A 24223-nucleotide genomic window follows, 5' to 3' on the forward strand; every position below is an offset into this window, starting at 1 on the left:
CTTAAAGGAGTTTTACATGTCCGTTACCATGCGCGAAATGCTGGAAGCCGGTGTCCACTTCGGTCACCAAACCCGTTTCTGGTCCCCCAAGATGGCCCCGTACATCTTCGGTGCTCGCAACAAGATTCACATCGTCAACCTCGAGAAGACCCTGGCCAAGTACAACGAAGCCATGGACTTCGTTAAGAAGCTGGCCTCCAATCGCGGCAACATCCTCTTCGTTGGCACCAAGCGCCAGGCTCGTGAAATCGTTGCCGAAGAAGCGCAGCGCGCCGGTGCTCCGTACGTCGACCAGCGTTGGCTGGGCGGCATGCTGACCAACTTCAAGACCGTCAAGACCTCCATCAAGCGTCTGAAGGAAATGGAACTGGCTGTTGAAGCCGGCGACCTCGAGCGCATGCCGAAGAAGGAAGCCCTGACCTTCCGCCGCGAACTGGAAAAGCTGCAGAAGTCCATCGGTGGTATCAAGGATATGGCCGGTCTGCCGGACGCCATCTTCGTCATCGACGTTGGCTACCACAAGATCGCCATCACCGAAGCCAGCAAGCTGGGTATCCCGGTCATCGGCGTGGTCGATACCAACCACTCCCCGGAAGGCGTGGACTACGTTATTCCGGGTAACGACGACTCTTCCCGCGCCATCCAGCTGTACGCCCGCGGCGTGGCCGATGCCATCCTCGAAGGCCGTAGCCAGGTTGTGGCCGACATCGTCGCCGCTGGCGGCGACGACGAGTTCGTCGAAGTCGAAGAATCTGCCGAATAAATAAGGTTGTAACGGCGGGGCGACATGCTCCGCCTGTTTTATAGCTCAGGAGAAGATATATGGCGGCTATTACCGCAAGCATGGTGGCGGAACTGCGTGGCAAGACCGACGCCCCGATGATGGAATGCAAGAAGGCGCTGACCGAAGCCGATGGCGACATGGCCAAGGCCGAGGAAATCCTCCGCGTCAAGCTGGGCAACAAAGCCTCCAAGGCTGCTGCCCGTGTCGCTGCCGAAGGTATTGTTGCCGTCAGCATCGCCGCTGGTGGTAAGGTCGGTGCGATCATCGAAGTTAACTCTGAAACTGACTTCGTTGCCAAGAACGACGACTTCATCGCGCTGGCCAATGGTTGCGCCAAGCTGGTTGCCGACAACAATCCGGCCGACGTCGCTGCGCTGTCCGCGCTGCCGATGGGCGAGGGTACCGTCGAATCGACCCGCACCGCTCTGGTCGGCAAGATCGGCGAAAACATGACCATCCGCCGCTTCGTTCGTTTCGAAGCCAAGGGTCAGCTGGTCTCCTACATTCACGGTGGTGCCAAGGTTGGTGTCGTGGTCGATCTGGTGGGTGGCGACGAGCAACTGGGCAAGGATCTGGCCATGCACATCGCCGCTTCCAAGCCGAAGTCGCTGGATGCCTCCGGTGTTTCCGCCGAACTGCTGGAAACCGAGCGTCGCGTTGCCATCGAGAAGGCACGCGAAGCCGGCAAGCCGGAAGCCATGCTGGAAAAGATCGCCGAAGGTACTGTCCAGAAGTTCCTGAAGGACGTGACCCTGCTCGGCCAGGTTTTCGTCAAGGCTGAAGACGGCAAGCAGACCATCGAGCAACTGCTGAAGGCCAAGGGCGCTTCCGTCGCCGGCTTCACGCTGTTCATCGTTGGCGAAGGCATCGAGAAGAAGGTTGACGACTTCGCTGCCGAAGTTGCCGCTCAAGCAGCTGCCGCTGCTGCCAAGAAGTAATTGAAAGGACTGCCGATGACCGCACCCAAGTACAAGCGCATCCTCCTGAAACTCTCCGGTGAAGCCCTGATGGGTAGTGATGCCTATGGCATCAATCCGAAAACCATTTCGGAAATCTGCGGGGAGATTAAGGCGGTCGCCGATCTGGGTGTGGAAATCGGCGTCGTGATCGGCGGTGGCAACATCTTCCGCGGCATGGCCGGTACGGCCACCGGGATGGATCGCGCCACGGCGGATTACATGGGCATGCTGGCCACGGTGATGAATGCCATGGCGCTGTCCGACGCGATGCGTCAAACCGGCCTGAATGCCCGTGTGCAGTCGGCCCTGAATATCGAGCAGGTGGTCGAGCCGTATATTCGCGGCAAGGCCATTCGCTACCTGGAAGAAGGCAAGGTCGTGATCTTCGGTGCCGGTACCGGCAACCCCTTCTTTACGACCGATACCGCAGCAGCCTTGCGCGGGTCGGAAATCGGTGCGGAAATCGTGCTGAAGGCAACCAAGGTCGACGGTATTTACACCGCTGACCCGAAGAAGGATCCTTCGGCAACGCGCTTCGACAAGATCAGTTTCAACGACGCGATCTCGAAAAACCTGGCGGTGATGGATGCGACCGCCTTCGCGCTGTGCCGCGACCAGAAATTGCCGATCAACGTGTTCTCGATCTTCAAGGCCGGCGCGCTGAAGCGCGTGGTTTGCGGTGAAGATGAGGGTACGCTGGTCTATTGCTGACGGAGAGACAGATGATTGCTGAACTCAAAAAGAACGCAGAACACAAGATGCAGAAGTCTCTGGAGGCCCTGAAGAACGACCTCCAGAAGATCCGTACCGGCCGTGCACATACCGGCCTGCTCGATCATGTCATGGTCGATTACTACGGTTCGCCGGTACCGGTGAACCAGGTGGCAAACATCACCCTGGTCGACTCCCGTACCCTGGGCGTACAGCCGTGGGAAAAGAACATGGTCCAGAAGGTCGAAAAGGCGATTCGCGATTCCGACCTCGGTCTCAATCCGGCCACTCAGGGTGATCTGGTGCGTGTGCCAATGCCGGCCCTGACCGAAGAGCGCCGCAAGGAAATGATCAAGGTCGTCAAGCACGAAGGCGAGGGCGCCAAAGTCGCCATTCGCAATTTGCGTCGCGATGCCAACACGCATCTGAAGGATGCCTTGAAGAAGGGCGAAATCCCAGAGGACGACGAGCGCAAGGCACAGGACGATATTCAGAAGCTGACCGACAAGTACATTGCTGAAGTCGACAAGATGCTCGCGGCCAAAGAAGCCGAGCTGATGCAGGTTTAAGCCCTTTTTTGGTCTGCTTCGCCTGAATGGCGCTTTTTTCCAGTTCGACTCGACAGATTCCGCAAGCGGCGGCGATGCCTCGGCACGTCGCCGTTATCATGGATGGTAATGGCCGCTGGGCGAAAAAACGTTTCCTGCCGCGTGTCGCCGGGCATGTCAAAGGGGTCGAGTTGGTGCGCGAAATGGTGCGCTCCTGCCTCGAACGCGGCATCCGTTATCTGACGCTGTTTGCGTTTTCTTCCGAAAATTGGCGCCGCCCGGCCGAGGAGGTCAGCCTGTTGATGGAGTTGTTCGTCAAGGCGCTGCAGCAGGAGGTCGAGAAACTCGATCGGAACGGTGTCCGCTTGCGCGTGATCGGCGATCTTGGACGTTTCGATCCGAAGCTCCAGCAGTTGATCCGTGAGGCAGAGGAAAAAACGGCACTCAATGATCGCCTCGACCTGACCATTGCCGCCAATTACGGCGGTCGTTGGGACATCATGCAGGCGGTCAACCGTATGCTTGCCGCCCAGCCGGACAAGCGAGCGGGCTGGGAAGAGGGTGACCTCGAGCCCTATCTGTCGATGCAGTTTGCGCCCGAACCGGATCTTTTCATCCGTACCGGCGGCGAGGAGCGCATCAGCAACTTCCTGTTGTGGCAACTGGCCTATACCGAGTTGTATTTCACGCCGACCCTGTGGCCGGATTTCGATGCTGCCGAATTCGACAAGGCGATTGCTTCCTACCAGCAACGCGAGCGTCGATTTGGCCGTACCAGCGAGCAATTGACGGAAAAACCGAATGCTTAAAACGCGCGTCATTACAGCGCTGGTTATCGCTGCACTCCTGATTCCGGCTATTTTCTTCCTCGATGCGCAAAATTGGGCACTGCTGACAGCGGCCATTACCGGCATTGCGGCTTGGGAATTCGCCCGTCTTGCGTCTTTCTCCAAAGCCGCTCAGATCGGCTTTGGAGTCATGGTAGGCATGCTGGCAGCAGGCGCTGCGCTCCTGCTTGATGCGGCACAACTCAAGGTTTTCGGCACGGTTGCTCTGTACCTGTCGGTTGCCTTTTGGCTTGCTGTCGTGCCCTTCTGGTTGCGGGCTCGCTGGGAGGTCAGGGCGGTCTGGAAGATGTTGCTGGTTGGCTTGGTCGTGCTGCTGCCCACCTGGTTTGCATTGATTGCGGTGCGTGGCCATGGGCCGGTCTGGCTTTTCGGCGCCCTGTTGCTGGTGGCGCTGGCGGATATCGCAGCCTATTTCTTCGGGCGGGCTTTCGGTAAGCGCAAGCTGGCGCCGAACATCAGTCCAGGCAAGACTTGGGAAGGTGCCTACGGGGCGATGTTCTCCGTCACGCTGCTTGCCCTGGTCGCCATGTGGTCCAGCGAAGGGTTTTCAATCGACCGGACGGTGTTTCTGTTAGTGGCCATGCCGCTGTTGACCCTGGTGTCCATTGCCGGGGACTTGTTCGAGTCCATGCTCAAACGCCAAGCGGGCATGAAGGACAGCAGTCAGCTGTTGCCCGGTCATGGTGGCGTTCTGGATCGCATCGACAGCCATACGGCGGCACTGCCCTTGATTGCCTTGCTGCTGGCGGCGTTGGGCTAACGCCATGCAAGGGCTGACCGTACTTGGTGCGACGGGCTCGATTGGGCAATCCACGCTCGATGTTGTCAGGCGCCATCCCGACCGCTATCGCGTTGTCGCGCTGACGGCACACCGGCAGGTCGAACGTCTGGTGGCCGATTGCCTGGAATTCAAACCGCTACTGGCGGTCGTTGGTGACGAATCTACGGCGGCCGAAGTTCGCCAGCGGTTGCAGGCGGTCGGTAGCGCCGTCGAGGTGCTATGGGGTGAGGCGGCCTTGGTGTCTGCTGCGACCCTGCCGGAAGCGGATATGGTCATGGCGGCCATTGTTGGCGCTGCCGGTCTGGCACCAACCTTGGCGGCGGCACAGGTGGGCAAGCGTATCCTGTTGGCCAACAAGGAAGTGCTGGTTATGGCCGGCGAACTGTTCATGCAGGCTGTTCAGCAAAGCGGAGCGCCCCTGCTGCCGGTGGACAGCGAACATAACGCCATTTTTCAGGCGCTGCCCGAGGATTTTTCACGCGGCTTGCGTGCCTGTGGTGTCGAGAAAATATTGCTGACCGCCTCCGGCGGACCTTTCCGTGAAACGCCGTTGGATGGCTTGCGCCACGTGACGCCCGAACAGGCCTGTGCGCATCCCAACTGGGTGATGGGGCGCAAGATTTCCGTCGATTCGGCGACGATGATGAACAAGGGGCTGGAAGTCATCGAAGCCCGCTGGCTGTTCGATGCGGCGCCGGAAATGATCCAGGTGGTGGTGCATCCGCAGAGCGTCATTCATTCGGCGGTTCAATATGTCGATGGCTCAGTCATTGCACAGCTGGGTAATCCCGATATGCGGACGCCGATTGCTTACGCCATGGCATGGCCGGAGCGTATCGCTGCTGGCGTTGGGCCGCTCGACCTGTTCAAGGTGGGGCGTCTCGATTTCTTTGCGCCGGATTTCGAGCGTTTCCGCTGTCTGCGCCTAGCCTACGATGTCTTGCGAACTGGCGCCACGGCTCCGGCCATCTTGAATGCGGCGAACGAAGTCGCGGTTGCGGCTTTTCTTGACGGCGAACTGCCTTTTCTCGGCATTGCTGAGCTTAACGAAACGGTCCTCGGGCGTTTGCCGGCTCGCCATGAGGGGAGTCTGGGCGATGTATTGGCAGCCGATGGTGAGGCACGTAGCCTGGCTCGGCAGTTGATTCAGGAACGCGAGTTCGCGTGAGCAACTTCCTGTTCTATCTCATCGCTTTCCTCGTCGTACTTGGGGTTCTGATTGTCTTCCATGAACTGGGGCATTTCCTGGTAGCGCGCTGGTGCGGTGTCAAGGTCTTGCGCTTCTCGTTCGGCTTTGGACGCATCCTGTGGTCGCGAAAATACGGGAAGGATCAGACCGAGTGGGCCGTCAGCGCCTTTCCGCTGGGTGGCTACGTCAAAATGCTGGATGAGCGCGAAGGCGAGGTTGCGGCCAATGAAGCGCATCGCGCCTTCAATCGCCAGGGGGTCGGTGTTCGTAGTTTGATCGTCGCGGCCGGACCGCTGGCCAACTTTTTCCTGGCGGTTCTTTTGTACTGGGCGGTATTCATGCTCGGCAGCGATGAGTTATTGCCAATTCTCGGTGCCCCGCCGGAAGACACGCCAGCTGCGATGGCATCGATCCGGAATGGTGAGCAGGTGCGCAAGATCGACGGTGAAACGGTTGGTACCTGGAACGACTTTCGTTGGCGTGTGTTGCAGAAGGCCGCCGAGCAGGAAAGCATCGAGCTGGAGACCGTTGACGAGCGGGGCTATGTGGCAATCCGTCGCCTTTATCTGAGTGCAGTTGCCGAAGCCGGTTGGGAGGGCGATGGATTCGAACGTCTCGGCTTGCGCGGCTATCGGCCGGAATTGCCTGCGGTGATTGGTAAGCTGGTGGCCGGAGGTCCTGGAGATCAGGCAGGGTTGCGGCCGGGGGATCTTGTCGTCGGTATCGATGGGGAGCCGGTTCGTCATTGGCTGGATTTGGTCGGTGCGGTTCGGAAGTCGCCGGGGCGCGAGTTGAGTGTCGAATTCGAGCGCGATGGGGTAACTGCTGCGGTGCACATCGTTCCGGAGGCAATTTCCGAGCGCGGACAGCTGGTTGGAAAAATCGGTGTGGCTGTCGCCGAGGCGCCCGGGTCGCAACGGCCATTGAAAACATTCGTCCGCTATGGCGTCTTAGAGGCTGGCTACAAAGCGTTGAACGAAACGTGGGAAAAAACGGTGTTCAGCGTCGTCATGTTCGGCAAGATGCTGGTCGGCGAAGTTTCCTGGAAAAACCTTTCCGGGCCGGTGACCATCGCCGATTACGCCGGGCAGTCGGCCCGATTGGGAATGGATTACTACCTGAAGTTCATGGCGCTGGTCAGCATCAGCCTCGGCGTCTTGAATCTACTGCCCGTTCCGGTGCTGGATGGCGGGCATTTGATGTATCATATGATAGAAGTCGTCAGACGCCGTCCGCTTTCCGAGCGGGCAATGGAAATATCCCAGCAGATTGGGCTTTCCATCTTGTTCGTGCTGATGGCTTTCGCATTTTTCAACGACCTGAACCGCCTTTTTAACGGCTGAACGATGAAAAAATCCCTGTTATCCGTCCTCATTGCCGGCATGTTCTCCGGGTCTGTGTTCGCATTCGAGCCTTTTACCGTTAAGGATATCCGGGTCGAAGGCATCCAGCGGACCGAAGCCGGTACCGTGTTCAGCTACTTGCCAGTCAAGGTTGGCGATACGTTGAATGACGAAAAGGCGGCGCAGTCGATCAAGGCCTTGTTTGCCACGGGCTTCTTCAAGGACGTTCGGGTTGAGGTCGATGGTGACGTGATGGTTGTGGTGCTGCAGGAGCGCCCGGCGATCTCGACGATCAATTTTGTCGGCCTCAAGGAGTTCGACAAGGATGTGATCATCAAGGCCTTGAAGGAAACCGGCATTGCCGAAGGTCGTATCTTCGATCGCGCCTTGCTCGATAAAGCCGAGCAGGAACTGAAGCGCCAGTATCTGACGCGCGGCAAGTACGCGGCCAATATCACGACGACCGTGACGCCGCTGGAACGCAATCGCGTCGGCATCAACTTCAATATCGAAGAAGGTGCGGCCGCCAAGATCAAGCAGATCAATATCGTCGGGGCCAATGCATTCAAGGAAAAGGAGTTGGTCAGTCAATTCGAGTTGACGACGCCCGGTTGGCTGACCTGGTACACGAAGAATGACCAGTATTCTCGCCAGAAACTGTCGGCTGATCTGGAGAAGCTGAAATCCTTCTACATGAACCAGGGTTACCTGGAGTTTGCCGTCGAATCAACTCAGGTATCGATTTCGCCGGACAAGCAGGACGTCTATATCACCGTTAATGTCAACGAAGGTGAGCGTTATCAGGTTTCATCGATCAAGTTGGCCGGCGATTTTGCGATTTCCGAAGAGGAACTCAAGAAGTTGGTAGTAGTAAAGCCGGGAGATGTTTTCTCCCGTGAGCGTCTGAACGATTCAACCAAGGCCATCGGCGATCGTCTGGGCAAAGAGGGTTATGCCTTTGCCAACGTCAATGCCATGCCGGAAATCGACAAGGAAAAGCGCAATGTTGCGTTCACGATCTTCGTCGACCCGGGCAAGCGCGTCTATGTTCGCCGAATCAACGTTACCGGTAACACCAAGACGCGTGATGAGGTGGTTCGTCGCGAAATGCGTCAAATGGAAGGTGCTTGGTACGATGCCGAGAAAGTGACCGCATCCAAGCAGCGTGTCGATAAACTTGGCTTCTTTAGTGAAGTTGCGGTTGAGACCCCTGCTGTTGCGGGAACGGCCGATCAGCTTGATGTTAATGTCAATGTGACTGAGAAGCCAACGGGTAACCTGATGCTTGGGGTTGGCACCTCCAGTACAGACAAAATCATTCTCTCTGGATCGATTGCTCAGAACAACTTTCTAGGTAGTGGTAACAATGTAGGTATTCAGGTGAATTCCGCTAAGTCGTATCGTACTTACGTGTTTTCATACACGAATCCTTATTTCACGGTTGATGGTGTTAGCCAAGGCTTTGATGTCTATCACAAGACGGTCAATACGAGTTCTACTGCTATTGCATATTATTCTTCTGTCTCGACTGGGGGCGCAATTCGTTTTGGTTTTCCGATCGGTGAAAAAGAATCGCTTGGTCTCGGCTTGGGGCTTGATAGCACTGCTATCACCACTTATGACGAAAGCCCGCAGTATTACAAAGATTTCGTCAATAAGTTTGGTGATCGTAATCTTTCCTTACCGGTAACCTTGTCGTGGAACAGCGATGGTAAGGACAGCTTCTTTTTGCCAACCCGTGGTACGGTTCAGAAAGCATCTCTGGAAGTTAGTGTTCCAGGCGCGGATTTGACCTACTATCGCGCGGGCTATCAACTCCAGCATTTCATCCCGTTGACCTCGAAGTTTACCTGGATGCTGAGTGGCGAGTATGCTCAGGCGAATGGTTATGGTGGCAAGGATTTGCCATTCTTCAAGAACTACTATGCTGGCGGCGTGAATTCGGTCCGTGGTTACAAGGGGTCGTCTCTTGGTCCTGTTTATGCCGACTCGAACGGTAGCGATTATCGTATTGGTGGTAATCGGAAGCTTGTTGGAAGCTCTGAAATTTTTTGGGGGCTACCCGGTATCGAGAAAAATTTCCGTATGGGTTGGTTTATCGATGTTGGTCAAGTTTATGGCGATGGTCAGAAGCTTGATCTAGGTGAGTTGCGCTACTCTACGGGTATTTCGGCTGCCTGGATTTCTCCAGTCGGGCCGCTAAAGTTCAGTTTTGGCAAGCCACTTAATAAGAAGGAAGGGGATAAGTCCGAAGCCTTCCAGTTCCAGATGGGTACTACTTTTTAATTCAGGAGTTTCAAGTTGAAAGCGAAGTTCGTTGTATTGGCAGCGTTGTTGTCCGCTCTGTTGACTACCGGTGTCGAAGCGGCTGAATTGAAAGTGGGTTACGTAAACACCCAGCGTATTTTCCGAGATGCTCCTGCGGCTCAGAAGGCAGCGAAGAAGCTTGAGGGCGAGTTTGCCAAGCGCGATCAGGAACTGCAGCGTATGGCGAAGCAATTACAGGGCTTGCAGGAAAACCTGGAAAAGAACTCTGTGACGATGTCGGAAACCGAACGTCGTGCCAAGGAAAAGGAATTTGGCGAACTGTCGCGTGAATTCCAGCGTCGCCAGCGTGAATTCCGTGAAGACCTGAATCTGCGCCAGAATGAAGAAAATGCCGCAGTGATCGAGAAGGCCAACAAGGCCATCAAGCAGATCGCCGAAGCCGAAAAATTCGATCTGATCCTGCAGGACGTCGTCTGGGTGAGCCCGCGTCTGGATATTACCGACCGCGTGATCAAGGCGCTGTCGGACGCCAAGTAATGGCTGGCGAGGGCGGCATCGTCCTCAGCCTGGCTGAAATCGCCGCCCGTTTGGGCGGCGATGTGCTTGGGGACGGCGAAATCCGTATTTCGCAGGTGGCAACCCTGGCCTCGGCGGGAGAGGGGCAGATTAGTTTTCTCTCCAACAAGCGCTACCGTAGCCAGTTGCAAACGACACAGGCATCAGCCGTGATTCTCGCGCCAGATGCTGCCGATCAGTTTGCCGGTCCGCGCATCGTGACAGCGAATCCGTACGCCTATTACGCCCGGGTTGCCGCGTTGTTGAATCCCGCTGCCGACTCGCTGGTTGGCGTGCATTCCTCTGTCGTCAGTGCTTCACCAATTCCGGCTTCTGCCGTGATCGGGCCGCATGTCTGTATAGGCGAGGGGGTGTCGCTTGGCGAGAATGTGCGCATTCATGCCGGTTGCGTGATCGGCGATGGCGTCACTATCGGTGATGATTGCCTGTTTTACCCCAACGTCACGATCTATCACGGTTGTCGTGTCGGCAAGCGCGCCATTCTGCATGCCGGCGTAGTAATCGGTGCCGATGGCTTCGGCTTTGCGCCGGACGGCAAGGAATGGGTGAAAATTCCGCAAATCGGTGCAGTGACCGTTGGCGACGACGTCGAAATCGGCGCCAATACAACCATCGACCGCGGGGCGCTGGATGATACCGTGGTCGGCGACGGTTGCAAGATTGATAATCTGGTCATGGTCGGCCACAACTGCAACATCGGTCCCTATTCTGTCATTGCCGGCTGTGCTGGCTTGGCGGGTAGCACTACGCTCGGCGAGCATTGCATCATCGGTGGGGCGGCAATGATCAGCGGTCACCTGAACATCGCTGCAAACACCACGATTTCGGGTGGAACTACCGTCATGCGTAGCATTATTGAGCCCAACGGCGTTTATGCCAGCGTTTTTCCGCTCGATACTTACGAACACTGGATGCGCAATGCGTCGCACATCCGCCGCCTGTCCAAGCTGGCCGACCGCGTCGCCGAGCTCGAAAAGAAACTTCAAGATAAGAACATAGAGGGTTGAATAATGGATATCCATGAGATTCTGCAGTACTTGCCGCACCGTTACCCGTTCCTGCTGATCGACCGCGTGGTCGAGGTCGTGCCGGGCAAGTCCATCCATGCCTACAAGAACATCACTATCAACGAACCTTTCTTCGTTGGCCACTTCCCGCACCATCCGGTGATGCCGGGTGTGTTGATCATGGAAGCGCTGGCCCAGGCCGCTGGCATTCTCTCCTTCAAGACCGAAGACAAGAAGCCGACGCAGAACGACGTGTTCTACTTTGCCGGTATCGATGATGCGCGTTTCAAGCGTCCGGTCATGCCGGGCGATCAGCTGCACCTGCATGTCGAGATCGAGCGCCAGATGCGTGGCGTCTGGAAGTTCAAGGCCGAAGCCCGCGTCGATGGTCAATTGGCGGCCGAAGCCCGCCTGATGTGTGCCAAGCGAGACCTGTAAGATGATCCATCCGACCGCTCTCGTCGATCCGGCAGCCCGGATCGGCAACAACGTCGAGATCGGGGCTTACTCGATCATCGGTCCGCATGTCGAAATCGGTGACAACACCGTGATCGGTCCGCACACCGTGATCAAGGGGCACACGACCATCGGTCGTGACAACCGTATTTTCCAGTTCTGCTCGCTCGGCGAAGTGCCGCAGGACAAGAAGTACGCCGGCGAGCCCACCCGTCTGGAAATCGGCGACCGCAACACGATCCGTGAATTCTGCACCTTCAATCTCGGTACCATCCAGGATCGCGGCGCGACCACGATCGGTGACGACAACTGGATCATGGCCTACGTGCATATCGCCCACGACTGTGTTGTCGGCAACAAGTGCACCTTCGCCAACAATGCCTCGCTGGCCGGTCATGTGGTGGTCGACGACTGGGCGATTCTCGGTGGCTTTACCGGCGTGCATCAGTTCTGCCGCATCGGCGCGCATGTCATGACGGCAGTCAGCACAGTCATCCTGCAGGATGTGCCGCCTTATCTGATGGCCGCCGGCAACACGGCGCAGCCCTACGGCATCAACGTCGAAGGCCTGAAGCGTCGTGGCTTCAATGCCGATTCGCTGCTGGCCCTGAAACGTGCCTACCGTACCTTGTACAAGTCCGGCCTGATGCTCGAAGAGGCCAAGGCCAAGCTGATCGAGGATGCCAAGACCCAGCCGGACGTGCAACGCTTCGTCGATTTCCTCGAGGTCTCCAAGCGGGGCATCATCCGCTGATATGGGGAGCGCAGTACGGATTGCCATGGTGGCGGGGGAGGCCTCCGGGGATCTCCTGGCCAGCCATCTGATTGCGGCGCTCAAGCAGCACCTGCCGGATGCCGTGTTCTACGGCATCGGCGGGCCGAAGATGCAGGCGCAGGGCTTCGATGCCTGGTGGCCGATGGACAAGCTGTCGGTCATGGGCTATTGGGATGCGCTCAAGCATTATCGCGAGATTGCCGGTATCCGTCGGCAATTGAAGAAACGCCTGCTCGACCTCAAGCCGGATATCTTCATCGGGGTCGATGCGCCTGATTTCAACTTGGGCCTGGAAACCGACCTGCGTTCGGCTGGTGTGCGCACCATGCATTACGTCAGCCCTTCGATCTGGGCTTGGCGCGGTGGGCGCATCAAGAAAATCGCCCGAGCTGCGAATCGCGTGTTGGCGCTCTTCCCGATGGAGCCGCCGCTCTATGAGAAAGAGCGTATACCGGTGACCTATGTCGGGCATCCTATGGCCGACATCATCCCGCTACAGACCAACAAACAGTTGGTGCGCGAGAAGCTGGAACTGCCGCGCAGCGTGCCGATTTTTGCCATGCTGCCGGGGAGCCGTCGCGGCGAACTCGAAATGATGGCCGATACCTTCGTGCAGACGGCACAACTGATTCGCGAGCGTCATTTGCCGAATGCCCAGTTCGTTGTGCCCTTGGCGACCCGCGAGACGCGACTGCAGTTCGAAGCGGCGATCTACCGTCAGCAGGCCGGCGACGTTCCGTTCCGCCTGTTGTTCGGCCATGCCCAGGACGCTCTCGGTGCCGCCGACGTCTCGCTGGTGGCGAGCGGCACGGCGACGCTCGAAGCCGCCTTGCTCAAGCGGCCGATGGTCATCACCTACAAGATCGCCAAGTTCTCCTACTGGCTGATGAAGCGCATGGCCTACCTGCCGTACGTCGGTTTGCCCAACATCCTGTCGGGACGCTTCGTGGTACCGGAGATCCTGCAAAACGAGGCGACGGCGGAAAACCTCTGCGAAGCCCTGGTCAAGCAGTATCAGGACAAGGAAAACGCCGAGGCGGTCGAGGCGGCTTTCACTGAGCTACACCTGCAATTGCGTCAGAACACCGCCGAAAAGGCCGCGCAGGCGGTCTTGCAATGTCTGGCCTGATCGTTCCCGAAGGCCTCGTCTGCGGTATCGACGAGGCCGGCCGCGGACCGCTGGCCGGGCCGGTGGTTGCGGCCGCGGTGATTCTCGACCCGGCCAGACCGATCCAAGGCTTGAACGACTCGAAGAAACTTTCCGAGAAGAAACGCGTTGCCTTGGCCGAGGAAATCCGCGAGAAGGCCGTGGCCTGGTGCGTTGCCGAGGCGAACATCGAGGAAATCGACCGTCTCAACATCCTGCATGCCACCATGCTCGCCATGCAGCGCGCCGTGGCTGGCTTGGCCGTGCGACCGACTTCAGCGCTGGTCGATGGCAACCGTTGCCCCAAGCTTGAAATTCCGGTTGAGGCCGTGGTCAAGGGCGACGGCAAGATTGCCTCGATTGCAGCCGCCTCGATTCTCGCCAAGACCGTGCGCGATGCCGGCATGCTGGAGTTGCACGCCCTGTATCCGCAATACGGTTTCGACCGCCACATGGGCTACCCGACCGCTGCGCATTTCGCCGCCTTGCAGGCGCACGGCGCATCGCCGGTGCATCGCAAGAGTTTCGGCCCGGTGGCCCAACTCTCCTTGCTATGAAACTGATCCAGTCGCGCGACAACGCTTTCTACAAGCAGCTCAAGCGGCTGGCCGAATCCGGGCGCGAACGACGCAAATCCGGGCAGACAGTGCTCGATGGCGTGCATCTGGTCGAAGCCTACGAACAGGCCATCGGCCCGGTCGACACGCTGATCGTCGGTGAATCGGCCCAGCAGGCAGGTGAAATCGCCCGCTTCCTCCAAGGTCGCGACATCGTCGTCTTGAGCGATGCCTTGCTGCGCGAAATCGCTCCCGTCGATACCCCGAGCGGCCTGATGGCCGTGGCGGCCATGCCGCAGGCGACTGCTGCGGTGCACCGGCAAAAAGACGCAATTTTGCTCGACGGCGTGCAAGACCCCGGCAATGTCGGTACGCTGCTGCGTACGGCTGCCGCGGCCGGTATCACGCAAGCAATCCTGTCCCCTGGCTGCGCCTCGGCGTGGTCGCCCAAGGTGCTGCGCGCCGGGCAGGGCGCTCATTTCGTCCTGGCCATCCACGAGGAAGCCGACCTGCTGGATTTCATCGCCCGTTATGAAGGAACCACCGCCGTCACCTGTCTGGATGGCGCTAGCTCGCTATATGAAGCCCGCTGGGAGGAGCCGCTAGCCTGGATTTTCGGTGCAGAAGGGCTGGGGGTACGGCGCGAGTTGATCGATGCGGCACAGCTACGTATCAAGATTCCGATGCCGGGTGCTGTCGAGTCGCTGAACGTTGCAGCCGCGGCGGCAATTTGTCTGTTCGAGGCACTGAGACGGCGCTTGAGTTAAACTCGATTCATCGTGGCTAACTTCAAGTCCTTTGTGTTCGGGTGCTAGCCAAACCCTCGGGCTTGCTGACTCATGAATCAATTTGTCTGCCCTGCCTGCGGCCGTCAGGTTTTCAACCGTCTGCACGGAAAATGTGAATTCTGCGGAAAAGACCTGCCCGCATCGATTTTGCTTTCGCCAGACCAGTTGGCGTATTTGGCCGAAGAGGATCAGAAGATCGAAAAAATCCGGAATGATTTGGCCAGGAGGGCAGCAGAGGAATCGCGCAAGAAAATCCGTCGTCGCGGGGAGGGGGGCTGATTTCTTGGTGCCCATGAAGGGCAAGAGGTCTTGATCAAGCAAAAAGGCGCACCGAAGTGCGCCTTTTTGTTTTTTGCCGATTTTCAGCCCTTCATCGCAGCTTTAACTCCTGCAGGATAGTGGTCGAGATTTCCTCGATCGATTTGGTCGAGGAATCGAGCCAGCGGATGCCTTCGCGGCGCATCATTTTTTCGGCTTCGGCGATTTCGAAGCGGCAGTTGGCCAGCGAGGCGTACTTGCTGCCGGCGCGGCGTTCTTCGCGGATCTGGGCGAGGCGTTCGGGCTGGATGGTCAGGCCGAACAGTTTGCTGCGATGCTTTTCCAGCGTGCCGGGCAGGCGACCACGGTCGAAGTCTTCCGGGATCAGCGGGAAGTTGGCCGCTTTCAGGCCGAACTGCATGGCCAGGTAGAGCGAGGTCGGTGTCTTGCCGCAGCGTGAGACGGCGACCAGGATGACGTCGGCTTCCTCGAGGTCGCGGTCGGTGATGCCGTCATCGTGGGCCAGCGTGTAGTTGATCGACTCGATGCGCTTCTTGTATTCGGAGCTTTCGGCGGAGCCGTGCGAACGGCCGACCGTGTGGTTCGATTTCAGGCCAAGCTCGGCTTCGAGCGGGGCAAGGAATGAGTCGAAGTAGGACAGGCAGAAGGCATCGGCCTGGTGGACGATGTCGGACAGTTCCGGATTGACCAGCGTCGTGAAGACGATGGAGCGCATGCCGTCTTTTTCGCCCTGGGCGTTGATGCGGGCCACCGCTTCCTGGGCCTTTTCCACGCTATCGAGGAAGGGGATGCGAATCTGCTGGAATTCGACGTTTTCGAATTGGGTCATCAGACTGTGGCCGAGGGCCTCGACTGTCAGGCCGGTGCCGTCGGACACGAAAAATACCGTGCGTTTGAGAGTGTTCACCATGGGCGCATTTTAACCGCTGTTACGCAGGCCGGAGGCGATGCCATTGATTGTGATGTGGATGCCGCGGGCGACGCGCTCGTCGGTATCGCCGGCGCGGTGGCGCTTGAGCAACTCGACCTGCAGGTGGTTCAGCGGGTCCATGTAGGGGGCACGCAGTTTCAGTGAGTTGCGCAGCATCGGGTTGTCGGCCAGCAGTTCGTCGCGCTCCAGGATGCTCAGCAGGTGCTGGCGGGTCAGCTCCCATTCGGCCTTGATGCGGCTGAAAATACGCTGGCGCAGCTCGGCATCAGCCACCAGTTCGGCGTAGCGCGAGGCGATGGCGAGGTCGGTCTTGGCCAGCACCATGTCCATGTTGGAGAGCAGCGAGGCGAAGAAGGGCCAGGATTTGAGCATGCGGCGCAGCACGCTCAGACCTTCGGGATTGGCCGACAGGTAGCCGTCCACCGCCGAGCCGAAGCCGTACCAGCCCGGCAGCATCAGGCGGCATTGCGCCCAGCTGAAGACCCAGGGAATGGCGCGCAGGTCTTCGATGCGGTCGGAAGCCTTGCGTGAAGCCGGGCGGCTGCCGATGTTCAGCGAGGCGATTTCGGAAACCACCGTCGATTGACGGAAATAGGTGGTGAAGCCGGGAGTTTCATAGACCAGGCCGCGATAGGCGTTGAAGGCGCGCTGCGACAGGTCGTCCAGTACGCCGTGGAATTGTTCGGCCGGCTCGACCTTGTTCTCGTGGTCGGTCAGGCTGGCTTCGAGCGTGGCGGCGAGCAGCACTTCGAGGTTGCGGCGGCCGGTATCGGCATTGCCGTACTTGGTCGAGATGACTTCGCCCTGTTCGGTCAGACGAATCTGGCCGGAAACGGCACCGGCCGGCTGGGCCAGGATGGCGTGGTAGGACGGGCCGCCGCCACGACCGACGGAACCGCCGCGGCCATGGAAGAGGCGCAGGCGTACCCCGTGATCGCGGAAGACGCGGGTCAGTTCGATTTCGGCCTTGTACAGTTCCCAGCCCGAGGTCAGGAAGCCGCCGTCCTTGTTGGAATCGGAATAGCCGAGCATGACTTCCTGCTCGTCGCCGCGGCTCTGCAGCAGTTCGCGATAGGCCGGCAGCTTGAACAGGCCATCCATGGTGACGGCGCTCTTCTGCAAGTCCTCGATGGTTTCGAACAGCGGGATGACGTTGACGTCGAGGCGGGGCTTTTCGCCCGGCAGCAGCAGGCCGGACTCCTTGAGCAGCAGCGAAAGTTCGAGCAGGTCGGAAACGCCGTCGGTCTTCGAGATGATGCAGTTGGGCAGGGCGGCGGCACCGTACTTGCCGCGCAGTTCGTGGGCGGCAAAGAAGATGGCCAGTTCGCCCTCGGTTTCTTCCGAATAGTTCAGGTAAGGCGAATAGAGCGGGCGCGGCGTGGCGATTTCCTCGACCAGCAGCTTGATTCTTTCGGCCTCGGGCAGCGCTTCGTAATCCGGGCAACGGCCGGCCTTGGCCAGCAGTTCGGCGACGGTGCGGGCGTGTACGTCGGAGTTCTGGCGCAGGTCGATGCTGGCCAAGTGGAAGCCGAAGACCTGCACGGCGCGCAGCAGGCGGCGCAAGCGGCCGCCAGCCAGGCTGGCGCTACCGTTCAGCTTGAGCGAATTGGCCAGCACCTTGAGGTCGGCACGCAGGGCTTCCGGCGTGGCATAGGGTTCGGCAGCGCCGATTTCGTGGCGCACCGGCTCGACATGGTCGAGGGCGCGCGAGGTGGCGGCGAGGCGGGCGTAGATGCCAGATAGGGCGCGGCGGTAAGGTTCGTCGATGCGTTGCGGCGAATGGTCGGTCGATTTCTCGGCCAGCGCGACCAGCTCGGGCGTGACCTTGACCAGCAGGTCGGAGAGCGGCAATTCGCCGCCCAGCTCATGCACTTCGTCGAGGTAGTGGCTGAGTGCCGCGGCGGATTGCAGGCGCAGGGCTTCGCGAAGGATCTCGGCGGTGACGAAGGGATTGCCGTCGCGGTCGCCGCCGATCCAGCTGCCGATGCGGAAGAAGGGCGGCAGCGCCCAGATTTTCTCCGGGTAGCGCTTTTGCAGTTGCTGCGTGGCCTGGATGTAGAGGCGCGGCAGTTCGGTGAAGAAGGTTTCCTTGAAGTAGGAAATGCCGTTCTTGACCTCATCGATCACCTTCAGGCGCACCGGGCGCAGCATGCGCGACTGCCACAGGGTGAGCACGGCATTGGACAGCGCCCAGTCGTTTTCGGCTTCTTCTTCCGGCGTCATCTGTAGGCGCTCGCGCTGGTCGAGCAGGCGGGCGAGGTCGCGGTGATTGCGGATCAGGCTCTGGCGTTGCACCTCGGTCGGGTGCGCGGTGAGCACCGGGGCAACCAGGGCATGGGCGAAGAAGTCGCCGATGGCTTCCGGCGAGACTGCTGCGGTGCACAGGGCATCCAGGGCAAAAACCAGGCTGCCTTCGCGCGGCGGCGAACCGACCAGATCGTGGGCGCGACGACGGCGGATGTGGTGCTCGTCCTCGGCGATGTTGGCCAGTTGCAGGAAGTAGGAAAAGGCGCGGACGACGGCTTGCGTCGTATCGCGCGGCAGCGGATCGAGCAGGGCGGCGAGTTCGTCGCGGCTGCTCGGGTCGCCGCTACGGGCGAAGCGAATGGCGGTCTGACGGACGCGCTCGACGATGTCGAAAACGGCTTCGCCCTCCTGTTCGCGCACCGTGTCGCCGAGAATTCGGCCGAGCAGGCGGATATCATCGCGCAGGGGTTCGTCTTTACCGTGATCGAGCGGGTTCGTTTGCATCGGAGCTGTTCCTGTTCAGAGTGGCCGGTGGTGATTGTTGTTTTCGCTATTCTGGCGCCTGCCTGCAGCAAGCGCTATCCCATTTTTGAAGGCAGCCCGCCACCGGCGGTATCGTGCGGGCTGCCCGGTGGGTCAGTGTTTGCGGACGAGAAGCACGGAGGCTTCGGCGATCTTGGCCAGTTGTTCGGCGACCGAGCCGAGAATCAGCGTGGCCAGGCCGCGCTGGCTGTGGCGACCGATGACGATCAGGTCGACGTTCAGTTCCTTGGCTTTTTCGGCCAGGGTTTCGGAGACGCGGCGTTTCATGGCCTCGATCAGGATGGGCTCGGCGTTAATGCCGGCAACGTCCTGCATGGCGTTGGCGAGCAGCGTTTCGCCGGCACGACGCAGATTGGCGACGGCCGAATCGGCACCGCCCATGTCCAGCATTGCATGGCCGTGCATGTTGAGCAGAACCTCATCGACCACGTGGCAAATATAAAGCTTGGCCTGGCTGGTCTTGGCGATGTGCTTGGCTTCTGCCAGTGCGCAACGTGAGGTTTCGCTGTCGTCGATGGCGACCAGAATGTTCTTGTACATGGTGTGCTCCAGTGAGAGATGTTTAACAGGATAAAGGTACCAAGACGCATCCTTTGGCACAGTTAGGGAAATCCTCAGGTCAGCGGGGCAAGGCGAGCACGCTGCCTGCCCCGATCTGACTCCTTAGTGGAAGTGCACCTCGTCCTTGCCTTCGACCGGCGCTTCGAGATCGGCGCCGACGGCGCGCGACACGAAGGTGATGCAGGCGATCAGGCCGACGAAGATACCGAGCCACATCAGGCCTTCCGGGTTGATCACCGCCTTCGCACCGGCAGCAACCGCTGCCGCGGCTGCAGCGACCGGCTTGACGTAGGTCGGCACCATGCCCGGGAAGACGTAGGCCCACAGCAGATGCATGACGCCGACGATACAGGCCATGATGATCGAGTGCTTGAAGGTGAAGCGGAAGATTTCCGATTCACGACCGACCATGCCGGTGGAGCCGGTGGCAACCGAGATGGACTGCGGCGAAATCATCTTGCCGCAGACACCGCCGCAGGTATTGGCCGACATGGTGATCACCGGATCGATACCGATCTTCTCGGCGGTGACGGCCTGCAGCTTGCCGAACAGCGCGTTGGTCGAGGTGTCGGAACCGGTCATGAACACGCCCAGCCAGCCGAGCAGTGCGGCGAAGAAGGGGAAGGCGGCGCCAGTGGTGGCGACGGCGTAACCCAGCGTGATCGCCATGCCGGAGAAGTTCATGATGTAGGCGAAGCCGAGGATGGTGGCGATGGTGACGATCGGCCACTGCAGCGTCTTCAGGGTGTCACGGGCGACACCACCGGCGGTCTTGAGCGAGGCGCCCATGACCACGATGGAGAAGAACCAGGCGAACAGGATGGCGGTACCGGCAGCCGACAGGAAGTTGAACTTGAAGACGGCCGGCTTGGCCTTGCCTGCCTGGTCGATGACCATCTTGTCGAGGCCGGCGATCGGGAAGGAGAAATCGAACAGGGTCTTGGTGATCTGGTCGAGGGCCTGATTGACCGGCTTGATACCCCAGGCGCAGACGAACAACGACAGGATGATGAACGGTGCCCAGGCACGGAAGATCTGGCCGCCGGTGTAACGCAACTGTTCCTTGCCTTCGCGTTTCGGCTCATGGTCGAAGTGCCAACTTTCCTTCGGATGCCAGACCTTCAGGAAGAGCACGGTGCACACGATGGAGGCGATGGAAGCGATCAGGTCAGGCAGCAGCGGCGCGGTGAGCGGCGAATTGGCCGAGAAGAACTGGGCGAGGGCGAAGGAGCCGCCGCTGACGAAGCAGGCCGGCCAGACTTCGAGGCCTTTCTTCCAGCCGGACATCAGCACGACCAGGTAGAGCGGCACGAAGAAGCTCAGGAAAGGCAGGGTGCGACCGACCATCTGGCTCAGCGCCAGATCGGGAATGCCGGCGACTTGGCCACCAACGACGATGGGAATGCCGATGGCACCCCAGGCGACCGGCGCGGTGTTGGCCAGCAGACAGATCGAGGCGGCGTACAGCGGGTTGAAGCCGAGGCCGGCCAGCATGGCCGAGGTGATGGCCACCGGCGTACCGAAACCGGCCGCGCCCTCGATGAAGGCACCAAAGGAGAAGGCGATCAACAGCGCCTGCAGGCGGCGGTCATCGGAAATGGAGGCCAGCGAGTTCTTGATCACCTCGAACTGGCCGGTCTTGACCGACATGTTGTAGATGAACAGCGCGGTGATGACGATCCAGCACACCGGGAAGAGGCCGAAGGCACCGCCGTAAAGGGTGGATAGCGCGGCCAGATCGACCGGCATGCCATAGACGAAGATGGCGATCAGCACGGCGAGCGAGGTGCCGCCGAGGGCCGCGAAATGACCCTTCATGTGCTTGATGGCGAGGGCCCAGAACAGGAAAAGAATGGGAATGGCCGCGACCAGCGCGGACAGGCCGATGTTGCCGAGCGGGTCGACATTCATTTGCCAAGTCATACAATTGTCCTTATAACAAAAATGGTCAGGTAGCCGTCAGACAGATTTGCCGATCCCTGGCGGCCACCGAGGTTGTCACTTTTTTATCCGGCCCGGAGTTGCAGCTCCCGGCCGGATTTTCTTTTTTTGCCCCCTCAGCAAGCCATGGCGTCCTCCTTGCGCGAACACGCTTCGAGCAGATAGGCGACCGAGCGGTAGGTCAGCCCGGTTTCGGCGGTCAGGCCGATCTCGCAGGTGCGGTTGGTGGAGATGCCGCAGGCGCAGTTGGCCGGCAGTTCGTCGTGAATGTGGCGCAGCGCGTGCTGGTTCAGTTCCGGCACGGCAAAACCGCGGTCGCCGCCGAAGCCGCAGCAGGTGACGCCGGCCGGTTCGACGATTTCCTCGACACAGGCCTTGAGCAAGCTGCGCAACTTGGCGTCGGCGCCGGTGCGCTTGACGCTGCAATTGATGTGCAGGGCCACCGGGCCGGCCTGCTTGGTGATCATCAGGCGCGGCAGCAACGCGTCGTGGGCGAATTCGTGGAAGTCATAGACCTTCAGGCGGCCATCCAGATGCTTCTGCATGCGGGTCGAGCAGGCGCTGGCATCCATGATCACCGGGATGCGGCCGTTGTCGGAAGCCTTGAGCAGCGCGGCTTCGAGTTTCTTCGCCAGGTCTTCGGCCTCTTCGAGCATGCCCTTGCTGGCCAGCATCTGGCCGCAGCACAGCTGGTCGAAACCTTCCGGCAGGATGGGGGTGTAGCCGGCGCGCACCAGCACTTCCTGAACGACGTCGCCGAGCTGTTTTTCGCCGCTGGTGGACGGTCCGAAAATGCGGCCGCCACAGGTCGGGAAGTAGACGACCGGATCGCCTTGCGTGCGGCGTGACGTCGGCGCTTGGCCGGCGTGCGGCATCTTGGCGCGCCAGGCGCCACCGGAGAGGCGATTGACGAAGTTGTCGCCGAGAACGCCGGAAACGGCATGGCCGACCTTGAGGCCGAGGCGGGCGGCGCCGGCGAAGGTGCCGAAATGTTCGCCGGTCCAGCCATGCATGGCGCGGGCGGTATCGCCCAGCTTGCGGCCGCGCAGGCGGCGGGTGAGGTCGCCGGTATCGATGCCGACCGGGCAGGCCGTTGAGCACATCCCGCAGCCGGCGCAGGTGTCGAGGCCCATGTAGGCGTAGTCCTCGCCCATACTGCCGGCGTGCTCGCCGGCGGCGGCACGGCGGGCCAGTTCGCGCACGCTGGTGATGCGCTGGCGTGGGCTGAGCGTCAGGCGGTGCGACGGGCAGAGCGGTTCGCAGAAACCGCATTCGATGCAGCGGTCGACGATGTCTTCGGCGGCCGGCATGGGCTTCAGGTTTTCCAGGTGGGCGTTGGCGTTGTCGTTGATGATCACGCCCGGGTTGAGCAGGCCTTCCGGATCGAACAGGGCCTTAATGCGGCGCATCAGGTCAGCCGCTTCCTTGCCCCATTCCATTTCGACGAAGGGCGCCATATTGCGGCCGGTGCCGTGCTCGGCCTTGAGCGAGCCGTCGTACTTCTCGACGACCAGCTTGCAGACGTCGTCCATGAAGCGGGCGTAGCGGTCGATCTCGGCCTGGTCGCCGAAATCCTGTGTGAACACGAAGTGCAGGTTGCCTTCGAGGGCGTGGCCGAAAATGATCGCCTCATGGTAGCCGTGATGGCGTAGCAGGGCTTGCAGGTCGAGTGTGGCGTCGGCCAGCGACGGCACCGGGAAGGCGACGTCCTCGATCAGCACCGTGGTGCCGGTGCGGCGCATGGCGCCAACAGCCGGGAAGGTGCCTTTACGCACCTTCCAGTACATGTCGCAGGTGGCCGGGTCGGTCGAGAAGACCATCGGTTCGACCGTGGAAATTCCCGAAATGGCCCCGTGCACCGCAGCAATCTTGCCTTGCAACACGGCTTCCGATTCGGCGCGCACTTCGATCAGCAGCGCGGCGGCCTCTTCGCCCAATTCGCGCATGATGGCCGGCAGGCCAGGCTTGTTCTCGACCGAATGCAGGGCCGGACGGTCGAGCAGTTCGACGGCGGCGACTGGTTGCGGCTTGAGTCGGATGACCGCCTCGCAGGCACTGCGGATATCCGGGAAGAAAACCAGCGCCGAGGCCTTGAACGGGTCTTCGACCACGGTCTGGTAGGTGATGCGGGTCATGAAGCCGAGCGTGCCTTCCGAGCCAATCATCAGGTGGGCCAGGATGTCGATCGGGTCCTCGAAATCGACCAGGGCATTGAGGCTGTAGCCGGTGGTGTTCTTGATCTTGAACTTGTGGCGGATGCGGTTGGCCAGCGCCGGATTGGCACGGGTTTCCATGCCCAGACGGTCGAGTTCGGCGAGCAGCGTGGCGTGCGATTTCTTGAAGGCGGCGACGCTAGTCGGGTCTTCGGTATCGAGCAGCGTGCCGTCGGCCAGCATGACGCGCAGGCCGGCCAGCGTGCGATAGCTGTTCTGCGCCGTGCCGCAACACATGCCGGAAGCGTTGTTGGCAGCGATGCCGCCGATCTTGGCCGCGCCGATGGAAGCGGGGTCGGGGCCGATCTTCTTGCCGTACGGGGCAAGCCGGCGATTGACCTCGCCGCCGACCATGCCGGGGCCGACACGGACCTGGCTGGCGTCGTCGGCCAGTTCGAAAGTGGCGAAGCCTTCGCCGATCAAGGCCAGCACGCCATCCGAAATGGCCTGGCCGGAGAGGCTGGTGCCGGCGGCGCGGAAGGTGACGGGCGTCTTGTAGCGGCGGGCGGTGGCCAGCACGTTTCGCGCTTCGTCTTCCGACTCGACGACGGCGACGACCTGCGGGATCAGGCGGTAGAAGCTGGCATCGGTCCCGTAGGCCAGGCGGCGCAGATCGTCGGTAATCACCTGCCGGGCAGGCAGGATGGCTTGCAGGGAGTTGATCAGTGAATTCATTCTCTTGTGTCTTATAGAGGACTGGTCGGGACGAGCGAAAATGTCTTGGTCAAAAAAATCCCGGAGACCAGCGATTGCCGGCACTCCGGGGAAGAG

General features: G+C 60.1%; 22 protein-coding genes. 17 read left to right on the forward strand and 5 right to left on the reverse strand.

Annotated elements, in window-relative coordinates:
- Positions 1 to 16: 16 nt before the first annotated feature.
- The 17 genes from rpsB to WIF35_RS02365 all read left to right on the forward strand — a co-directional run bounded on the left by rpsB (position 17) and on the right by WIF35_RS02365 (position 15016).
- Positions 17 to 763: a 30S ribosomal protein S2 gene (gene rpsB / locus WIF35_RS02285; RefSeq protein WP_412479952.1), complete on the forward strand. Its 747-nt coding sequence runs from the start codon at positions 17 to 19 to the stop codon at positions 761 to 763.
- Between the two features lie 59 nt (positions 764 to 822).
- The gene (gene tsf / locus WIF35_RS02290) at positions 823 to 1722 is read left to right on the forward strand and encodes a translation elongation factor Ts (RefSeq protein WP_412479953.1); all 900 of its coding nucleotides are present in this window, start codon (positions 823 to 825) and stop codon (positions 1720 to 1722) included.
- Between the two features lie 15 nt (positions 1723 to 1737).
- Positions 1738 to 2454 carry a UMP kinase gene (gene pyrH / locus WIF35_RS02295; protein ID WP_412479954.1) on the forward strand — a complete coding sequence of 239 codons (717 nt, stop codon included), beginning with the start codon at positions 1738 to 1740 and terminating at the stop codon, positions 2452 to 2454.
- Between the two features lie 11 nt (positions 2455 to 2465).
- The gene (frr, locus tag WIF35_RS02300; RefSeq protein ID WP_412479955.1) at positions 2466 to 3023 is read left to right on the forward strand and encodes a ribosome recycling factor; all 558 of its coding nucleotides are present in this window, start codon (positions 2466 to 2468) and stop codon (positions 3021 to 3023) included.
- Positions 3024 to 3049: 26 nt separating this feature from the next.
- Complete coding sequence (uppS, locus tag WIF35_RS02305; protein WP_412479956.1) at positions 3050 to 3811, forward strand: polyprenyl diphosphate synthase; 762 nt, start codon at positions 3050 to 3052, stop codon at positions 3809 to 3811.
- The gene (locus WIF35_RS02310) at positions 3804 to 4610 is read left to right on the forward strand and encodes a phosphatidate cytidylyltransferase (RefSeq protein ID WP_412479957.1); all 807 of its coding nucleotides are present in this window, start codon (positions 3804 to 3806) and stop codon (positions 4608 to 4610) included. Before uppS ends, WIF35_RS02310 begins: the two co-directional genes overlap by 8 nt.
- A 4-nt stretch (positions 4611 to 4614) precedes the next feature.
- Positions 4615 to 5799: a 1-deoxy-D-xylulose-5-phosphate reductoisomerase gene (gene ispC, locus WIF35_RS02315; RefSeq protein ID WP_412479958.1), complete on the forward strand. Its 1185-nt coding sequence runs from the start codon at positions 4615 to 4617 to the stop codon at positions 5797 to 5799.
- Positions 5796 to 7163, forward strand: a complete 1368-nt coding sequence (gene rseP, locus WIF35_RS02320) for an RIP metalloprotease RseP (RefSeq protein ID WP_412479959.1) — start codon at positions 5796 to 5798, stop codon at positions 7161 to 7163. The genes ispC and rseP overlap by 4 nt, the downstream gene beginning before the upstream one ends.
- Before the next feature lie 3 nt (positions 7164 to 7166).
- Positions 7167 to 9449 carry an outer membrane protein assembly factor BamA gene (bamA, locus tag WIF35_RS02325; RefSeq protein WP_412479960.1) on the forward strand — a complete coding sequence of 761 codons (2283 nt, stop codon included), beginning with the start codon at positions 7167 to 7169 and terminating at the stop codon, positions 9447 to 9449.
- A gap of 15 nt (positions 9450 to 9464) precedes the next feature.
- Entirely contained in the window at positions 9465 to 9968 is a 504-nt protein-coding gene (locus WIF35_RS02330; RefSeq protein WP_412479961.1) for an OmpH family outer membrane protein, read from the forward strand.
- A complete protein-coding gene (lpxD, locus tag WIF35_RS02335) occupies positions 9968 to 11014 on the forward strand; it encodes a UDP-3-O-(3-hydroxymyristoyl)glucosamine N-acyltransferase (protein WP_412479962.1) in 1047 nt (348 codons plus the stop codon). Before WIF35_RS02330 ends, lpxD begins: the two co-directional genes overlap by 1 nt.
- Positions 11015 to 11452, forward strand: a complete 438-nt coding sequence (fabZ, locus tag WIF35_RS02340; protein WP_412481207.1) for a 3-hydroxyacyl-ACP dehydratase FabZ — start codon at positions 11015 to 11017, stop codon at positions 11450 to 11452. It abuts the gene before it with no gap.
- A gap of 1 nt (position 11453) precedes the next feature.
- Positions 11454 to 12224 (forward strand): acyl-ACP--UDP-N-acetylglucosamine O-acyltransferase, encoded by a 771-nt coding sequence (gene lpxA, locus WIF35_RS02345; protein ID WP_412479963.1) that lies wholly within the window; start codon positions 11454 to 11456, stop codon positions 12222 to 12224.
- A 1-nt stretch (position 12225) separates the two neighbouring features.
- Positions 12226 to 13374, forward strand: a complete 1149-nt coding sequence (gene lpxB, locus WIF35_RS02350; RefSeq protein ID WP_412479964.1) for a lipid-A-disaccharide synthase — start codon at positions 12226 to 12228, stop codon at positions 13372 to 13374.
- Positions 13362 to 13949, forward strand: a complete 588-nt coding sequence (gene rnhB, locus WIF35_RS02355; protein WP_412479965.1) for a ribonuclease HII — start codon at positions 13362 to 13364, stop codon at positions 13947 to 13949. Before lpxB ends, rnhB begins: the two co-directional genes overlap by 13 nt.
- Positions 13946 to 14716, forward strand: coding sequence for a TrmH family RNA methyltransferase (locus tag WIF35_RS02360; RefSeq protein WP_412479966.1), 771 nt, complete (start codon positions 13946 to 13948; stop codon positions 14714 to 14716). The genes rnhB and WIF35_RS02360 overlap by 4 nt, the downstream gene beginning before the upstream one ends.
- Before the next feature lie 72 nt (positions 14717 to 14788).
- Complete coding sequence (locus WIF35_RS02365; protein WP_412479967.1) at positions 14789 to 15016, forward strand: hypothetical protein; 228 nt, start codon at positions 14789 to 14791, stop codon at positions 15014 to 15016.
- A 91-nt stretch (positions 15017 to 15107) separates the two neighbouring features.
- Here the strand turns inward: WIF35_RS02365 and WIF35_RS02370 are convergent, their stop codons facing one another.
- The 5 genes from WIF35_RS02370 to WIF35_RS02390 form a co-directional block, all read right to left on the reverse strand.
- Entirely contained in the window at positions 15108 to 15926 is an 819-nt protein-coding gene (locus WIF35_RS02370; protein ID WP_412479968.1) for a pyruvate, water dikinase regulatory protein, read from the reverse strand.
- A 9-nt stretch (positions 15927 to 15935) separates the two neighbouring features.
- Positions 15936 to 18698 carry a phosphoenolpyruvate carboxylase gene (gene ppc / locus WIF35_RS02375; protein ID WP_412479969.1) on the reverse strand — a complete coding sequence of 921 codons (2763 nt, stop codon included), beginning with the start codon at positions 18696 to 18698 and terminating at the stop codon, positions 15936 to 15938.
- Between the two features lie 132 nt (positions 18699 to 18830).
- On the reverse strand, positions 18831 to 19277 hold the full coding sequence (locus WIF35_RS02380; protein WP_412479970.1) for a universal stress protein: 447 nt from the start codon (positions 19275 to 19277) through the stop codon (positions 18831 to 18833).
- Positions 19278 to 19400: 123 nt separating this feature from the next.
- Positions 19401 to 21221 carry an L-lactate permease gene (locus WIF35_RS02385; RefSeq protein ID WP_412479971.1) on the reverse strand — a complete coding sequence of 607 codons (1821 nt, stop codon included), beginning with the start codon at positions 21219 to 21221 and terminating at the stop codon, positions 19401 to 19403.
- 134 nt (positions 21222 to 21355) lie between these two features.
- Positions 21356 to 24127 (reverse strand): FAD-binding and (Fe-S)-binding domain-containing protein, encoded by a 2772-nt coding sequence (locus tag WIF35_RS02390; RefSeq protein WP_412479972.1) that lies wholly within the window; start codon positions 24125 to 24127, stop codon positions 21356 to 21358.
- Between the last annotated feature and the right edge of the window lie 96 nt (positions 24128 to 24223).

The sequence above is a fragment of the Azonexus sp. IMCC34839 genome (assembly GCF_047047955.1).
Taxonomy (GTDB): domain Bacteria; phylum Pseudomonadota; class Gammaproteobacteria; order Burkholderiales; family Rhodocyclaceae; genus Azonexus.

Excerpts from the sequence above, each read along its gene's own strand:
- WIF35_RS02365 (WP_412479967.1), top strand. The coding sequence starts at position 14,789 with ATGAATCAATTTGTCTGCCCTGCCTGCGGCCGTCAGGTTTTCAACCGT.
- WIF35_RS02360 (WP_412479966.1), top strand. The coding sequence starts at position 13,946 with ATGAAACTGATCCAGTCGCGCGACAACGCTTTCTACAAGCAGCTCAAG.
- lpxA (WP_412479963.1), top strand. The coding sequence starts at position 11,454 with ATGATCCATCCGACCGCTCTCGTCGATCCGGCAGCCCGGATCGGCAAC.
- rpsB (WP_412479952.1), top strand. The coding sequence starts at position 17 with ATGTCCGTTACCATGCGCGAAATGCTGGAAGCCGGTGTCCACTTCGGT.
- lpxB (WP_412479964.1), top strand. The coding sequence starts at position 12,226 with ATGGGGAGCGCAGTACGGATTGCCATGGTGGCGGGGGAGGCCTCCGGG.
- WIF35_RS02310 (WP_412479957.1), top strand. The coding sequence starts at position 3,804 with ATGCTTAAAACGCGCGTCATTACAGCGCTGGTTATCGCTGCACTCCTG.
- ppc (WP_412479969.1), bottom strand. The coding sequence starts at position 18,698 with ATGCAAACGAACCCGCTCGATCACGGTAAAGACGAACCCCTGCGCGAT.
- WIF35_RS02390 (WP_412479972.1), bottom strand. The coding sequence starts at position 24,127 with ATGAATTCACTGATCAACTCCCTGCAAGCCATCCTGCCTGCCCGGCAG.
- rnhB (WP_412479965.1), top strand. The coding sequence starts at position 13,362 with ATGTCTGGCCTGATCGTTCCCGAAGGCCTCGTCTGCGGTATCGACGAG.
- WIF35_RS02380 (WP_412479970.1), bottom strand. The coding sequence starts at position 19,277 with ATGTACAAGAACATTCTGGTCGCCATCGACGACAGCGAAACCTCACGT.
- WIF35_RS02370 (WP_412479968.1), bottom strand. The coding sequence starts at position 15,926 with ATGGTGAACACTCTCAAACGCACGGTATTTTTCGTGTCCGACGGCACC.
- ispC (WP_412479958.1), top strand. The coding sequence starts at position 4,615 with ATGCAAGGGCTGACCGTACTTGGTGCGACGGGCTCGATTGGGCAATCC.
- WIF35_RS02385 (WP_412479971.1), bottom strand. The coding sequence starts at position 21,221 with ATGACTTGGCAAATGAATGTCGACCCGCTCGGCAACATCGGCCTGTCC.
- uppS (WP_412479956.1), top strand. The coding sequence starts at position 3,050 with ATGGCGCTTTTTTCCAGTTCGACTCGACAGATTCCGCAAGCGGCGGCG.
- lpxD (WP_412479962.1), top strand. The coding sequence starts at position 9,968 with ATGGCTGGCGAGGGCGGCATCGTCCTCAGCCTGGCTGAAATCGCCGCC.
- bamA (WP_412479960.1), top strand. The coding sequence starts at position 7,167 with ATGAAAAAATCCCTGTTATCCGTCCTCATTGCCGGCATGTTCTCCGGG.
- tsf (WP_412479953.1), top strand. The coding sequence starts at position 823 with ATGGCGGCTATTACCGCAAGCATGGTGGCGGAACTGCGTGGCAAGACC.
- pyrH (WP_412479954.1), top strand. The coding sequence starts at position 1,738 with ATGACCGCACCCAAGTACAAGCGCATCCTCCTGAAACTCTCCGGTGAA.
- frr (WP_412479955.1), top strand. The coding sequence starts at position 2,466 with ATGATTGCTGAACTCAAAAAGAACGCAGAACACAAGATGCAGAAGTCT.